14 protein-coding genes are annotated in these 12,126 nt (G+C 66.4%); 10 read left to right on the forward strand and 4 right to left on the reverse strand.

Annotated features, from left to right (window positions below; translation table 11 throughout):
• Nucleotides 1-664 precede the first annotated feature (664 nt).
• From JIM95_RS05470 to JIM95_RS05500, 8 genes are all read left to right on the forward strand, one after another.
• A complete protein-coding gene (locus JIM95_RS05470; protein WP_200257898.1) occupies nucleotides 665-1,420 on the forward strand; it encodes a succinate dehydrogenase cytochrome b subunit in 756 nt (251 codons plus the stop codon).
• A 21-nt stretch (nucleotides 1,421-1,441) separates the two neighbouring features.
• Nucleotides 1,442-3,451: a fumarate reductase/succinate dehydrogenase flavoprotein subunit gene (locus JIM95_RS05475; protein ID WP_200257896.1), complete on the forward strand. Its 2,010-nt coding sequence runs from the start codon at nucleotides 1,442-1,444 to the stop codon at nucleotides 3,449-3,451.
• Entirely contained in the window at nucleotides 3,451-4,200 is a 750-nt protein-coding gene (locus tag JIM95_RS05480) for a succinate dehydrogenase/fumarate reductase iron-sulfur subunit (protein WP_198735034.1), read from the forward strand. Before JIM95_RS05475 ends, JIM95_RS05480 begins: the two co-directional genes overlap by 1 nt.
• A 57-nt stretch (nucleotides 4,201-4,257) precedes the next feature.
• Nucleotides 4,258-4,611, forward strand: coding sequence for a hypothetical protein (locus JIM95_RS05485; RefSeq protein WP_200257895.1), 354 nt, complete (start codon nucleotides 4,258-4,260; stop codon nucleotides 4,609-4,611).
• A gap of 82 nt (nucleotides 4,612-4,693) precedes the next feature.
• Complete coding sequence (locus JIM95_RS11365; protein WP_255567674.1) at nucleotides 4,694-4,828, forward strand: hypothetical protein; 135 nt, start codon at nucleotides 4,694-4,696, stop codon at nucleotides 4,826-4,828.
• A gap of 52 nt (nucleotides 4,829-4,880) precedes the next feature.
• Entirely contained in the window at nucleotides 4,881-6,200 is a 1,320-nt protein-coding gene (locus tag JIM95_RS05490) for a DUF445 domain-containing protein (RefSeq protein ID WP_200257894.1), read from the forward strand.
• A gap of 52 nt (nucleotides 6,201-6,252) precedes the next feature.
• Nucleotides 6,253-7,011 carry a CGLAU_01105 family protein gene (locus JIM95_RS05495; RefSeq protein WP_200257893.1) on the forward strand — a complete coding sequence of 253 codons (759 nt, stop codon included), beginning with the start codon at nucleotides 6,253-6,255 and terminating at the stop codon, nucleotides 7,009-7,011.
• Nucleotides 7,012-7,085: 74 nt separating this feature from the next.
• Complete coding sequence (locus tag JIM95_RS05500) at nucleotides 7,086-7,382, forward strand: DUF2516 family protein (RefSeq protein WP_234034602.1); 297 nt, start codon at nucleotides 7,086-7,088, stop codon at nucleotides 7,380-7,382.
• Nucleotides 7,383-7,480: 98 nt separating this feature from the next.
• On the opposite strand, the gene purU is transcribed toward JIM95_RS05500, so the two are convergent.
• On the reverse strand, nucleotides 7,481-8,383 hold the full coding sequence (gene purU / locus JIM95_RS05505) for a formyltetrahydrofolate deformylase (RefSeq protein WP_200257892.1): 903 nt from the start codon (nucleotides 8,381-8,383) through the stop codon (nucleotides 7,481-7,483).
• 74 nt (nucleotides 8,384-8,457) lie between these two features.
• Between purU and deoC the strand changes: the two genes are divergently transcribed.
• A complete protein-coding gene (deoC, locus tag JIM95_RS05510) occupies nucleotides 8,458-9,150 on the forward strand; it encodes a deoxyribose-phosphate aldolase (RefSeq protein WP_200257891.1) in 693 nt (230 codons plus the stop codon).
• 9 nt (nucleotides 9,151-9,159) lie between these two features.
• Here deoC and JIM95_RS05515 read toward each other — a convergent pair whose 3' ends face one another.
• Nucleotides 9,160-9,972, reverse strand: coding sequence for an LmeA family phospholipid-binding protein (locus JIM95_RS05515; protein ID WP_200257889.1), 813 nt, complete (start codon nucleotides 9,970-9,972; stop codon nucleotides 9,160-9,162).
• 325 nt (nucleotides 9,973-10,297) lie between these two features.
• Between JIM95_RS05515 and JIM95_RS05520 the strand changes: the two genes are divergently transcribed.
• Entirely contained in the window at nucleotides 10,298-10,696 is a 399-nt protein-coding gene (locus JIM95_RS05520) for a DnaB-like helicase N-terminal domain-containing protein (RefSeq protein ID WP_200257888.1), read from the forward strand.
• A gap of 90 nt (nucleotides 10,697-10,786) precedes the next feature.
• On the opposite strand, the gene JIM95_RS05525 is transcribed toward JIM95_RS05520, so the two are convergent.
• Both JIM95_RS05525 and JIM95_RS05530 read right to left on the reverse strand, forming a co-directional pair.
• Nucleotides 10,787-11,602, reverse strand: coding sequence for a class I SAM-dependent methyltransferase (locus JIM95_RS05525; RefSeq protein ID WP_200257887.1), 816 nt, complete (start codon nucleotides 11,600-11,602; stop codon nucleotides 10,787-10,789).
• 19 nt (nucleotides 11,603-11,621) lie between these two features.
• Nucleotides 11,622-12,125: a DUF2505 domain-containing protein gene (locus JIM95_RS05530; RefSeq protein ID WP_200257886.1), complete on the reverse strand. Its 504-nt coding sequence runs from the start codon at nucleotides 12,123-12,125 to the stop codon at nucleotides 11,622-11,624.
• Nucleotide 12,126: the final 1 nt, after the last annotated feature.

A 12,126-nucleotide genomic window follows, 5' to 3' on the forward strand; every position in this document is an offset into this window, starting at 1 on the left:
CGGTGATTCTTTGCTGGAATTTGCCTGTGAATGGTGCAAAGTTGCAACCCCCCTAGAACCGGGGTGGAACGGCGGGTGAATCGTTGCTCGGATGGTGCGGCGTTCCGTCCCGGCGTCGGTCCGGATCCGGGACGTCCGGTGTCGTGTGCCTGGGTGGGGCGGAGGCGCACCCGTCGATGACGGATCATCGGATCAGGCCCGGAGTGGGCGGCGAAAACCGAGGTGAACAGTGTTTCTGTCCCGGGCGTCGGCGGTGGGGCGGAGTGGAACCGCTCGCCGAGATGGGGCCGGTGTGTGCGGGTGGGCGTCCCGAGTGGTTGACTTCCGGCCCCTCGCTGGGGGTGGGTTCCGCCCTCGAACACGGTTTTCCCGGGAAGGTGGGGGAGGATTCAACTAAAGTTTGATCCCGAATGGGGTAGGCGTGAGGTGACATGGACCCCAATGGTGTCTCAGATCACATCCGTAGACAACCCTCTAAACCCGTCACCGTTTCAGCAGGTGAACGGTACGCTCCGGCGGTGGGGGAAGGGTGGAAACAGGTAACGCTACCCTAAAGTCCGGCGTGGTGGCAGGGTTGATGGACGTGAGCTATGTCACCGCGCCTGTCAACGGCTGGTTTGGCGACCTTAACGCACCGTAAGGTTAGGTCAACACTGGAGGTGCCATGACTGTCAAAGATATGGACCGTGACGCAATCCGTCACGGCAAAATTACCGAGAAGCCGCTGCGTGAGCGGCCGAAGGTCCCGAGCTGGGCGCTGAAGCTGACGATGGCCGTCACCGGCCTCATCTTCGGCGGCTTCGTTCTGATCCACATGATCGGAAACCTGAAGATCTTCCTTCCCGACCACGACGGCGAACCCGCCATCAACGTCTACGGAGAATTCCTCCGTACCGTCGGTGAACCACTTCTGCCCCGCGAAGGTGTGCTCTGGATCTTCAGGATCGTGCTGCTGACCGCACTGATCCTGCACGTCTACGGCGCGTTCGCCCTGACCGGACGTGCGCACAAGTCCCGGGGCAAGTTCCGTCGGACCAACCTGATGGGTGGCCTGAGTTCGTTCGCCACGCGCACGATGCTCGTCTCGGGCCTTGTGCTCCTGCTGTTCATCGTCTTCCACATCCTCGACCTGACCCTCGGCGTCCAGCCCGCCGCCTCCGCGGTCTTCGAGCACGGTGCGGTCTACGCGAACATGGTCGCCAGCTTCAGTCGCTGGCCCGTGACCATCTTCTACATCGCCGCGATGATGGTGCTCTTCGTGCACCTGTCCCACGGACTGTTCACCGCCGTCAGCGACCTGGGGATCACCGGTCACCGTACCCGTGCCGTCCTGCTGTTCATCTCCTACCTGGTGCCTGCTGCCGTCATGGTGGGCAACATCTCCATCCCGCTGGCCATCGCCCTCGGCTGGATCCACTAGGTCCCGGAAGGTAACCACACTATGAGCACTCACTCTGAAACCGACACCAAGCCCGACTTCACCCAGCCGGCCTCCTGCGTCGACGGTGTCACCCCGGGCAGGATCCTCGAGGACCACGCACCCAAGGGTGTCCCGATGAAGGACGCCTGGGAATGGCAGAAGGACCACTACAACCTCGTCTCCCCGTTGAACCGCCGGAAGTTCCGCATCCTCGTCATCGGCACCGGACTGTCCGGTGGCGGCGCGGCGGCGGCACTCGGTGAGCTGGGCTACGACGTCAAGGCGTTCACCTACCATGACGCGCCCCGTCGTGCCCACTCGATCGCCGCCCAGGGTGGAGTCAACTCCGCCCGCGGCAAGAAGGTCGACAACGACGGCGCCTACCGCCACGTCAAGGACACGGTCAAGGGCGGCGACTACCGCTGCCGCGAGACCGACTGCTGGCGTCTCGCCTACGAGTCGGTCCGGGTCATCGACCACATGAACGCCATCGGCGCCCCCTTCGCCCGTGAATACGGCGGTACCCTCGCCACCCGCTCGTTCGGTGGTGTCCAGGTCTCCCGCACCTACTACACGCGCGGTCAGACCGGTCAGCAGCTGCAGCTCTCGGCCGCAGCCGCACTGCAGCGTCAGATCCACCTCGGATCCGTCGAGATCTTCACCCACAACGAGATGGTCGACCTGATCGTCAAGGAGGAGGATGACGGCACGAAACGGTGCCACGGCGCGGTCATGCGCAATCTCATCACCGGTGAGCTGACGGCCCACACGGGCCACGCGGTGATCCTGTGCACCGGCGGCTACGGCAACGTCTACTACATGTCGACGCTGGCGAAGAACTCCAACGCATCGGCGATCATGCGTGCGTACGAGCACGGCGCCTACATGGCCAGCCCGTCGTTCATCCAGTTCCACCCGACCGGGCTCCCGGTCAACTCGGAGTGGCAGTCCAAGACCATCCTCATGTCCGAGTCCCTCCGCAACGACGGCCGCATCTGGTCGCCGAAGGAGCCGAAGGACGACCGCGATCCGAACTCGATCCCCGAGGACGAGCGTGACTACTTCCTCGAGCGCCGGTACCCCGCGTTCGGCAACCTCGTTCCCCGCGACGTCGCCTCCCGCGCGATCTCACAGCAGATCATCGCCGGACTCGGTTGTGGTCCCATGCACAACTCCGCGTACCTCGACTTCCGCGATTCGATCGAGCGTCTCGGCAAGGACACAATCCGGGAGCGCTACTCGAACCTCTTCCAGATGTACGAGGAGACCATCGGTGAGGACCCGTACGTCACCCCGATGCGGATCGCGCCGACGTGCCACTTCACCATGGGCGGCCTGTGGACCGACTTCAACATGATGACGTCCATCGAGGGGCTCTTCGCCGGTGGCGAGGCGGGCTGGACCTACCACGGTGCCAACCGCCTGGGTGCCAACTCGCTGCTCTCGGCCTCGGTCGACGGCTGGTTCACTCTCCCGTTCTCCGTGCCGAACTACCTCGGGCCCCGGCTCGGTTCCGAGCGGATGGCCGAGGACGATCCCGAGGCGGTCGCGGCCGTCGAGCGTGCCCAGTCCCGACTGGACAAGCTCATGAACATCAGGGGTGAGCACGGTCCGGAGTTCTTCCACCGCAAGCTCGGCGACATCCTCTACTACTGCTGCGGCGTGTCACGGAACATCGACGACCTCGCCAAGGGCATCGAGCAGATCCGTGAACTGCGCAGGGAGTTCTGGAGCGGCCTGAACATCACCGGCAACGCCGAGGAGATGAATCAGGTTCTCGAGTACGCCAACCGGGTCGCCGACTACATCGACCTCGGAGAGCTCATGTGCGTCGACGCCCTGGACCGCGACGAGTCCTGCGGTGCCCACTTCCGCGAGGATCACCTCTCAGACGAGGGCGAGGCGGAACGCGACGACCTCAACTGGTGCTTCGTCTCCGCCTGGGAGCCCAACGGCGAGAACAAGTTCATCCGCCACGCGGAGCCGCTGTACTTCGATGCGATCCCTCTGCAGACAAGGAACTACAAGTAATGAAACTGCATCTCGAGATCTGGCGCCAGGCCGGACCCACGACCGAGGGTCACTACGAGTCCATCGACGTCCCCGACGCCGTGGAGCAGATGTCCATCCTGGAGCTTCTGGACCACGTCAACGAAACTCTGATCGAGTCCGGCAAGGAACCGTTCGCCTTCGCCTCCGACTGCCGTGAGGGTATCTGCGGTACCTGTGGCCTGACCGTCAACGGTCGTCCGCACGGACCCGAGCAGAACAAGCCGTCCTGCCAGCAGCGGCTGTTCAACTTCTCCGACGGGGACACCATCAAGCTGGAGCCCCTGCGGTCCGCGGCGTACCCGGTGATCAAGGACATGATCGTCGACCGCTCCGCGCTCGACCGGGTCATGCAGCAGGGTGGCTACGTGTCGGTCAACGCCGGTACCGCACCGGACGCCGACACCCTGCACATGAACCACCAGACCGCGGAGCTCGCGCTGGACCACGCGGCCTGCATCGGGTGCGGGGCCTGCGTCGCAGCCTGCCCGAACGGTGCGGCCCACCTGTTCACGGGTGCGAAGCTGGTGCATCTCTCGCTCATGCCCCTCGGAAAGAACGAACGAGGACGCCGGGCGCGTAACATGGTCGACGAGGTAGAGACCAACTTCGGCCCGTGCTCGCTCTTCGGCGAATGCGCGGACGTATGTCCGGCCGGTATCCCGCTGACCGCGGTTGCGGCCATCAACAAAGAGAGGGCCCGAGCGGCCTTCACCGCAAAGGACGCCTAGGCTCGTCGCGACGACGACCCCGGGCCGACGGTACGACCACGAAAGGCAGCATCCGCTATGTCAGCCAGCCACTCCCCAGTTCCGGCCAACGCCGAGCAGTCATTTCCCCTGTTCGAGGGTGAACCGCACTACGTCGAGGGCTACCATCCCTCCAGCCTCGACGCGCAGCACTCCTCGCTCATCCGCTCGTCCACCTGGATCGGCATGGGACTGATCCTGAGCTCTCTCGCCGGTTTCGGCGGTCTGCTCTTCGGTCTCGGCTCCTGGTCGGTCGGCAGCCAGCCCAACTGGGCGCCGATGGCTGTCGCCGGAGCGATCATGGCGGTCGTCTTCCTCGTCGGTGGCTTCTGGATGATCCACCACGGGCGTCGCTACTACCGCGAGTACGCGGCCCGCACCGGACGCCACTAGCACCCGGCCCGGCCGAGACCCCACACCGCCCCGCGAAGGGGCGTGGTGGGGTCTCGGCATTTCCGCGGCTACACTCCAGGGAATGCGCAACAAGATCATGTGGATCCTGATCGCCCTGATAACCGTCCTCGTCGTGATCAATCTCATTCCCGCGGCCGTCGAGCTCTGGGACACGGATCCACCGTGGCGTGCCGCCGCGGTCGCCACGCGGTCCTGAGCCGGAGGCCGCGATTACTCGATACCCGGCCACCACCCGTCATAATGGTGCGATGGGCACACACGAACTCACCGAACACGGGGACGGGCTCCTCGCCGTCCCCGTGCCGTCCCCCGAGGTGGAGGCGGAGCGCCGTCGGCAGCTGCGACGGTACAAGGCGTTCGCCACCGGTCTGCTGATCGTCGCCGCGGCGATCTACCTGTTCTGCCGGTGGCTCGAGACCCGACCCGGGGCGCCCGACACGTGGGTCGGTTTCGTCCGTGCCGCCAGCGAGGCGGGCATGATCGGTGGGTTGGCGGACTGGTTCGCGGTGACCGCGCTGTTCCGCCGGCCGATGGGTCTTCCCATCCCGCATACGGCGATCGTCCGCAACAAGAAGGACCAGATCGGCGAATCCCTCGGCGGCTTCGTCGGCGAGAACTTCCTCAACGCGGAACTGATCACCGCCAAGGTCCGGGCCGCGGGCATTCCGAACCGGCTCGGTGGATGGTTGTCGGAACCGGACAACGCACGGACAGTCTCCAGGGAGGTCGGGCGGCTGACCGGTAGGATCGTCGGTGCCCTCGACCCCGCTGACGCGGAGGCCGTGATCAACTCCACCCTGATCGACAGGATCGCGGAGCCCGAATGGGGACCTCCGACCGGGCGTCTCATGGCGCAGTTGATCGAGGAGGGGAAGACGGAACCGGTCGTCGACGAGCTCGTCCACTGGCTCCACGCCAAGGCCGAGGCAGCTGGGCCGTTCATCATCCGGATGCTCGATGAGCGACGTCCCGCCTGGGCCCCGCAGATCCTCAACGACGTCATCGGCGAGAAGGTGCACCGCGAGCTGGTCCAGTGGACGGCAGCCGTCGCCGCCGATCCGGAACACGAGGCACGCCAGGCCGTACGTCGCTTCATCCGACAACTCTCCGACGACCTGCAGAATGATCCGGAGATGATCGAACGGGTGGAGACGATCAAACGGGACGTCATGGGTTCGACCCCGGTGCGCGGCGCCGCCGCGACGATCTGGAGGAGCGCGTCCGAGTCCCTTCTCGACGCCACCTCCGATCCGGATTCGCTGCTCCGGACGAAGCTCGCCGAACTCGCCGTGAACTGGGGTAACAACCTGCTGGACGACGCGGAACTCCGGCAATCCCTGGACCGCAGGGTCACCGGTGCGGCCGCGTTCCTCGCGGACAACTACGCCGAGGAGATCACCTCGATCATCAGCGAGACGGTCCAACGGTGGGACGCGGACGAGGCGGGCGAGAAGATCGAACTGATGGTGGGCAAGGATCTCCAGTACATTCGACTTAACGGCACCATCGTCGGTGCACTCGCGGGTCTCGGCATCTACACTGTCTCCCACATCATCTTCGGCGCCTGAAACGGAGATCCGCGGGAACCGATCTGATTCCCCACGAATGAAGGAGTTCACCATGACCAACCCCACACCGAACGACCACGGCCCCGAGGACACCACCGCAGCAGAAGGCGTCGCGGACGCGGGACAGCGGGGCAGCGGCAGCGGCGTCCTCGCCGATGCGCTCGAGAAGCTCCGCGAGCCCTTCAACGCCTGGGTCAGCGCCGGTGCGGCACTGGGGCCCCTCGTCGGGGAGCTCGGTGACCGACTCCGTGAGGACCTCCGCAACGTCGGCGACCGGGACGAGAAGAAGTCGGCCGGCGACCGCGTCGAGGACACCGCGGAGGAGGCCAGGAAGGCGGCTGAGGATCTCGGTGACGCCGATTCCGTGGAGGACGCGAAGAAAGCCGTGTCCGGATTCGCCGCCACCGCCGAGAGCACCATCCGCGATCTGTCCGGCTCCGTGCGAAACGCCGCCGGACAGACCCGGGACACCGAGGCCGCCCAGCAGGCGCGCACCGCGTTCCAGGAGGCCGTCGACGCCACCCGCCGCGCCTTCGATGAGGCCGTCGAGGCACTGCGCGACCGCAGCGGTGACGACGACCACGACAACGCCGCGAAGAACGCCTCCACCGTCGACGAGGTGCGGAACGCGGTCGACAACCTCGTCGCGCGTGCCGGAGAGGTCGTCCGGGACCTGAAGAACACCGGTGGAGAACGGATCGACGATCTCCGCACCCGGGTCCAGGCGTCCGGTTCGGAGAAGTCGGACGCGGCGGATATCATTGACGGAGAAGTGATCAACGAGGACGACGACACCGAAACCGGGAAGTAGTCACCTCCGGGGTGGCCGACACGGCGCCCCACCTTTTCCGCCCGACCTGAAAGGTCTCCGGTCCGACAATGGATATGTTCTTGTACGAATCCGCGCGCATCCTCGGATACGTGGTGCTCCTGATGACGACGATCATCGGCGTCGCGGGGCTCGTCGGAGCGGCGCTGTGCGCCTCCACCCGCGACGACGCCTTCACCGCCGCCGACCGGCAGCAGAAGTGGGTGTGGACGGGAATACTCGTCGCCTCGGCCGTCGCGATGTTCATCAACGTGCAGCTGCTCCAGTGGGTGGGAATGGTCGTCATCGGCCTCTACTGGTTCGACGTCAGACCTCAGCTGAAGGACATCGTGAATGGTGAGACCACCTGGTGAAACAGGTGTGAATATGTGAAGGTGCCCCGGGCAGGCTCTGCGTGAGACCACCCGGGGCACACTCATATCCGCCGGGTGGTCCCCGGCCGGCACCCGGATCAGTCGAAGACGACCGTCCGGTTCCCGTAGACCTGGACCCGGTCCTCGAGATGGAACCGCAGACCCCGGGCCAGAACGATCTTCTCGGCGTCACGGCCGAGGCGCTGCATGTCGGCGGGGGTGTCCTTGTGCGTGATCCGGATGACGTCCTGCTCGATGATCGGGCCGTCGTCCAGCGCCGAGGTCGCGTAGTGGCAGGTGGCGCCGATGAGCTTCACGCCACGCTTGTACGCCTGGTGGTAGGGGCGGGCACCCATGAACGACGGCAGGAAGCTGTGGTGGATGTTGATCGCGCGGCCCTCCCACATCTCGCAGAGATCCGGTGGCAGGATCTGCATGAAGCGGGCGAGGACGACGGCATCGGGCTCGTGCTCGTTGACCAGCTCCGCGACCCGGTCGAACGAGGCGCGCTTGCCGACGGCATCCTTGGGGAAGGGGACGTGGTGGAAGGGCACGTTGTGGTTCTCCGCGATGACCCGCAGATCCTCGTGGTTGCCGATCACCGCGGCGACATCCATCGGGTAGTCGTTCTGGTCCACCCTGCCCAGGAGATCGTGGAGGCAGTGCCCCTCCTTGCTGACCAGGATCACCGCCCGCTTGCGCCGTGCCGTGTCCCAGATCCGCCAGCGGGCGCCGGGGCCGAAGCCTGTCGCGATCTCGTCGAACTCCGCCCGGAATTCCTCCACCGGGGTGTCGAGCGATTCCGCCCGGACGGCCTGCCGGGTGAAGAACCACCCGGAGTCCGGGTCCGTGAAGTAGTCCGCCTCGGTGATCCATCCTCCGTGCTGGGCGATGAAGGAGGAGAGACGGGCGACGATTCCGGTGGTGTCGGGGCACCCGAGGGTGAGGACCAGCTGACGTTCCGCTACAGGCGAGGTGTGGGAGTTCTGGGTGTTGCTCATTCCAGGGATTCTACTCCGGAGGTCAAGTACCACCCACCGCCGGTACCGCCCGGAAGAGGCTAGGCTCTTTAGCTATGGAAGAGACCGTCAGCCGCGACCGTCTGGCCGCCATGATCGACTACACGCTCGACACCCCGTGGGCGACCGCCGCGGACGTCCGGGAACACGTGTCGAAGGCACTGGAACTGGGTGTCGGCCAGGTGTGCGTGACGCCCTCGATGTTGCACGCCACCGGGGCCGCGGAGGGCCACGGGTTGCGGGTCGTCTCCGTCTGCGGTTTTCCCTCGGGGAAACACCACCAGCTGATCAAGGCGGCGGAAGCCCGACTCGCCGTGGAATCCGGTGCCGACGAGGTGGACCTGGTGATCGATCCCGCAGCGGTCCGCGCCGGGGACACCAACCGCATGATCGGGGAGATCGTCGCGGTGCGGGAAGCGGTGCCCGCACCGGTCACCCTCAAGGTGATCATCGAGACCGGTCTCCTGGATGACGCCGCCATCCGTACCGCCGCACGCGCGGCGCGCACCGCCGGTGCGAACTACCTGCGCACCTCGACAGGGTGGTTCGGCTGTCCCGGGGCGAGCCCGGAAGCGGTCCGGGCCATCGCGGAGGAGGTCGGCCGGGAACTCGGGGTCGAGGCCGCCGGTGGGATCGAGACCTTCGACCGGGCCCGGCGGCTCATCGCGGCCGGCGCGACCCGTCTGTCCGTGGGGGGTGCGGCAGCGGAGATTCTCGGCGCCGTCGGAGACGACCGCGCCGGACAGTGACCGGTCGGGTCAGCCCATCTCGTTCAGGTTGATGTCGTCACCGCTCAGCTCGAGGTGCATGCCGTTCGGGCGGACCGAGACTGCGTCGACGTTCATGCCGTCGCCGATGTCGGCGGCCCCCGACCTGAGGGCGTTGCTGATCACCCCGGTGACCTCCCCCGGCAGGGCGAAACCGAACAGCCGGGTCTCGGTGGCCTCGATCTGCAGCTGACCGTCGACCGCACTCGGTCTGATCACGACGTGTGCCGCGCCATCGGTGAATTCGATGTCCAGCGTGCCGGACTCGGGGACGGCGGTGATGTCGGTGACCTTCACCAGGTTCTGCAGCAGTGCAGCCGCGAGCCCGTCATCCCCCGCACCGGTCTGCTCCTGCATCGCCGCCTGGACCTGCGCGAGCATCATGTCATCGGAGATGTCCGTCTCCACGACAACGTGCCCGGCGATCGGACCGTCCGGGTTGCGGAGAGCGAGATCGGTGATGCGGATGTCGGAGGCCGGCATGCCACTGATGTCCACCTCGGATCCGGCACCGTCCGGGTGGGTGATCCGGAGCGTGGACGGGGTCGACATATTCACCGTGGGGATCGTTCCCGTGGCGATCGACAGCAGGAGCGGCGCCGGTCCGAATCCGATCTCGGGTGTCTCATCGGTGGCGGCACCGGTGGCCGCGCTCTGCTCCACGAAATCACTCTCCAGTTCCCTGGTCACGAACATTCTCAGGGCCACCTCGGCGACCAGGAGGATGACGAACAGGGCGAGGACGACACCGATGAGGATCTTCCACCAGCCGGAACCGCGTTTCTTGATCACAGGGCTACTCATTTTTCCCAGTGTTCCTGATCTTCGTCTCCTGCGCCACACCTGCGGGGCATGGAGCGGGGGACTGTCCCCGTCCACGCACCCCGACGGTGCGGCCGGGCCACGGGCCGCGGCCGGGGCCGGATCGGCGGGGTAGGATCTGCGGGAACGACGGGGGAAAAGGAGGTGACACGTTGCGGGAACCTGGGAAAGCGGATGATCACGCCCCGGATGACGACCGCGTCGACGACCTCCTGTACGCCATAGACGACGACCTCGATCCGGAGGCGCAGCTTCTCTGCGCGTTGTTGTGGGGCGACGGGGCCGACGACCCGGCGGTCCGGTACGTGTGCGGGGAGCTTCCTCCGCCGACTTCAACGATCCCGTGTACGGGCACATCTTCGACCTGATCGCCGAGCAGGTCACCGCGGGCAGGCCGTGTGACCCGACGTCGATCAACTCCAGGATCGTCGCCCGCGGGAGAGGGAGCGTCCCGGCCGATGCCCTCAGGCGGGTGCTCCTCGCGCTCTCCGGGCTGAATGCGCTCCCGGTTCGTACGGTGTATTACGCGGATCAGCTCCTGGGTACGTGGTACCGCCGCCAGTACGTCCGGATGGCGGAGACCATCCGGGCCATCGGTCTCCGGGCCGATGAAACGGAGCTCTTCCCGCGGTTGGTCGAACACGGCAGACGGCAACGCCGGGCGGCGGAACGTCGTGCGGGATTCCTCGGTGCGCGCCCGCGCTGAAGTCGGTGGGGTGCCCGGGTTTCCCGCCGAACGGGAGCGGAACTCCCGGGGACACGACGGTCCGCCATCTGCCCGGGAAGCGGGAACGGGCTAGACCGGTGCCACCACCGACCACGGAACCGAGAGCAGACAGTCCCGGACCGGGCGCCGGATGGGCGTGAGCGGTATCCCCGATTCGGTGAGGATACGGCGGGCTTCGCGCCACCTGACCCGGGGACCGTGAGGTGCCCAGCCGGCCGCGTACTCCCAGGCCCTGTCCGCCGCGGTCAGGAGCTCGTGGACCGGTTCCCCCGGAATGTTCCGGTGGATGAGGATCTTCGGGAGTCGGGCGGCGAGATCGGAGGGGCGTACCACGTCGAACGGATCCCAGGCGAGGGTGAGGGACACGGGCCCGTCGGAGTCGATGAGCAGCCAGCTGCACCGACGCCCCAGTTCATCGCAGGTGCCCTCAACGAAGACCCCGCCCGGGGCGAGCCGGGAAGTCACGGTCCGCCACGCGGGGACGACCTGTTCGACGTCGTACTGGCGCAGCACATTGAAGGCGCGCACCAGGTGGGGGGTGCGCCCGGCGAGCTCGAACCCGCCGAGCTCGAAGGTGACGCCGCATCTCGGGGGGAACACCCGCTCGGGTGTGATCTCCAGACCCGTGACCGCGATGTCCGGGCGGAGCGTCCGCAGGCGCTGTGCCCACTCGACGGTCGTGGCGTCTGAGGCGCCGTACCCGACATCCAGCGCCAGCGGACCGTCCGCCCGCCGCAGAACCTCCCGGATGCGGGGCTCGTGCAGCATCCACCTGTCGCATCGGCGGAGCCGGTTCCGGTTGGTGGTGCCGCGGGTGGACACACCGATGGGCCGACCACGACCGGCGGAGAAATCGGCGGCCAGGTTGTGCGCGTGATCGGCCATCAGGGATGTGCGGGACGGATCAGTTGTTCTCGGAGATCCACTTCTCTGTCAACTCAGCCTCGGTCACCGTGAGTTCGGCGACGGCGTCGGCGACCTTCGGTTCGATGGCGGGGCCCATGAACGGGACCGTGACATTGATCTCGTGGCTGTAGTGCATCGTGGCGGTGGAATCGTCACCGGTCAGCTTCAGGTCGCCGGAGAAATCGACGGGTGCGCCCTTGACGTCCGCGGTGTAGCGGCCCTCGGCGTCGGATCCGTTCAGCGGTCCGATCTTCACGGTTCGCTTGATCTTCAGCGCCTGGCTGATCATCGCGCGGACGGCCTCGGGCAGCAGATCGGTGGGCATAACCTCGTAGAGCACGATCTCGGCGCCACCGTCGACGGCCTCGAAGGAGTGCACCTCACCGGCCTCGGAGGAGAGGTTGACTACGTTGTACGCCCAGTAGTCCGGGTTGGTCAGTGCAGCGTGCACGGCCGCGGGCGGGAAATTGACGGTTGCAGTGTTCTCTTTACGCGTGGTCATG

Source organism: Corynebacterium antarcticum, from assembly GCF_016595285.2.
Classification (GTDB): domain Bacteria; phylum Actinomycetota; class Actinomycetes; order Mycobacteriales; family Mycobacteriaceae; genus Corynebacterium; species Corynebacterium antarcticum.

Excerpts from the sequence above, each read along its gene's own strand:
- JIM95_RS05470 (WP_200257898.1), top strand. The coding sequence starts at position 665 with ATGACTGTCAAAGATATGGACCGTGACGCAATCCGTCACGGCAAAATT.
- JIM95_RS05475 (WP_200257896.1), top strand. The coding sequence starts at position 1,442 with ATGAGCACTCACTCTGAAACCGACACCAAGCCCGACTTCACCCAGCCG.
- JIM95_RS05480 (WP_198735034.1), top strand. The coding sequence starts at position 3,451 with ATGAAACTGCATCTCGAGATCTGGCGCCAGGCCGGACCCACGACCGAG.
- JIM95_RS05485 (WP_200257895.1), top strand. The coding sequence starts at position 4,258 with ATGTCAGCCAGCCACTCCCCAGTTCCGGCCAACGCCGAGCAGTCATTT.
- JIM95_RS11365 (WP_255567674.1), top strand. The coding sequence starts at position 4,694 with ATGCGCAACAAGATCATGTGGATCCTGATCGCCCTGATAACCGTCCTC.
- JIM95_RS05490 (WP_200257894.1), top strand. The coding sequence starts at position 4,881 with ATGGGCACACACGAACTCACCGAACACGGGGACGGGCTCCTCGCCGTC.
- JIM95_RS05495 (WP_200257893.1), top strand. The coding sequence starts at position 6,253 with ATGACCAACCCCACACCGAACGACCACGGCCCCGAGGACACCACCGCA.
- JIM95_RS05500 (WP_234034602.1), top strand. The coding sequence starts at position 7,086 with ATGTTCTTGTACGAATCCGCGCGCATCCTCGGATACGTGGTGCTCCTG.
- purU (WP_200257892.1), bottom strand. The coding sequence starts at position 8,383 with ATGAGCAACACCCAGAACTCCCACACCTCGCCTGTAGCGGAACGTCAG.
- deoC (WP_200257891.1), top strand. The coding sequence starts at position 8,458 with ATGGAAGAGACCGTCAGCCGCGACCGTCTGGCCGCCATGATCGACTAC.
- JIM95_RS05515 (WP_200257889.1), bottom strand. The coding sequence starts at position 9,972 with ATGAGTAGCCCTGTGATCAAGAAACGCGGTTCCGGCTGGTGGAAGATC.
- JIM95_RS05525 (WP_200257887.1), bottom strand. The coding sequence starts at position 11,602 with ATGGCCGATCACGCGCACAACCTGGCCGCCGATTTCTCCGCCGGTCGT.
- JIM95_RS05530 (WP_200257886.1), bottom strand. The coding sequence starts at position 12,125 with ATGACCACGCGTAAAGAGAACACTGCAACCGTCAATTTCCCGCCCGCG.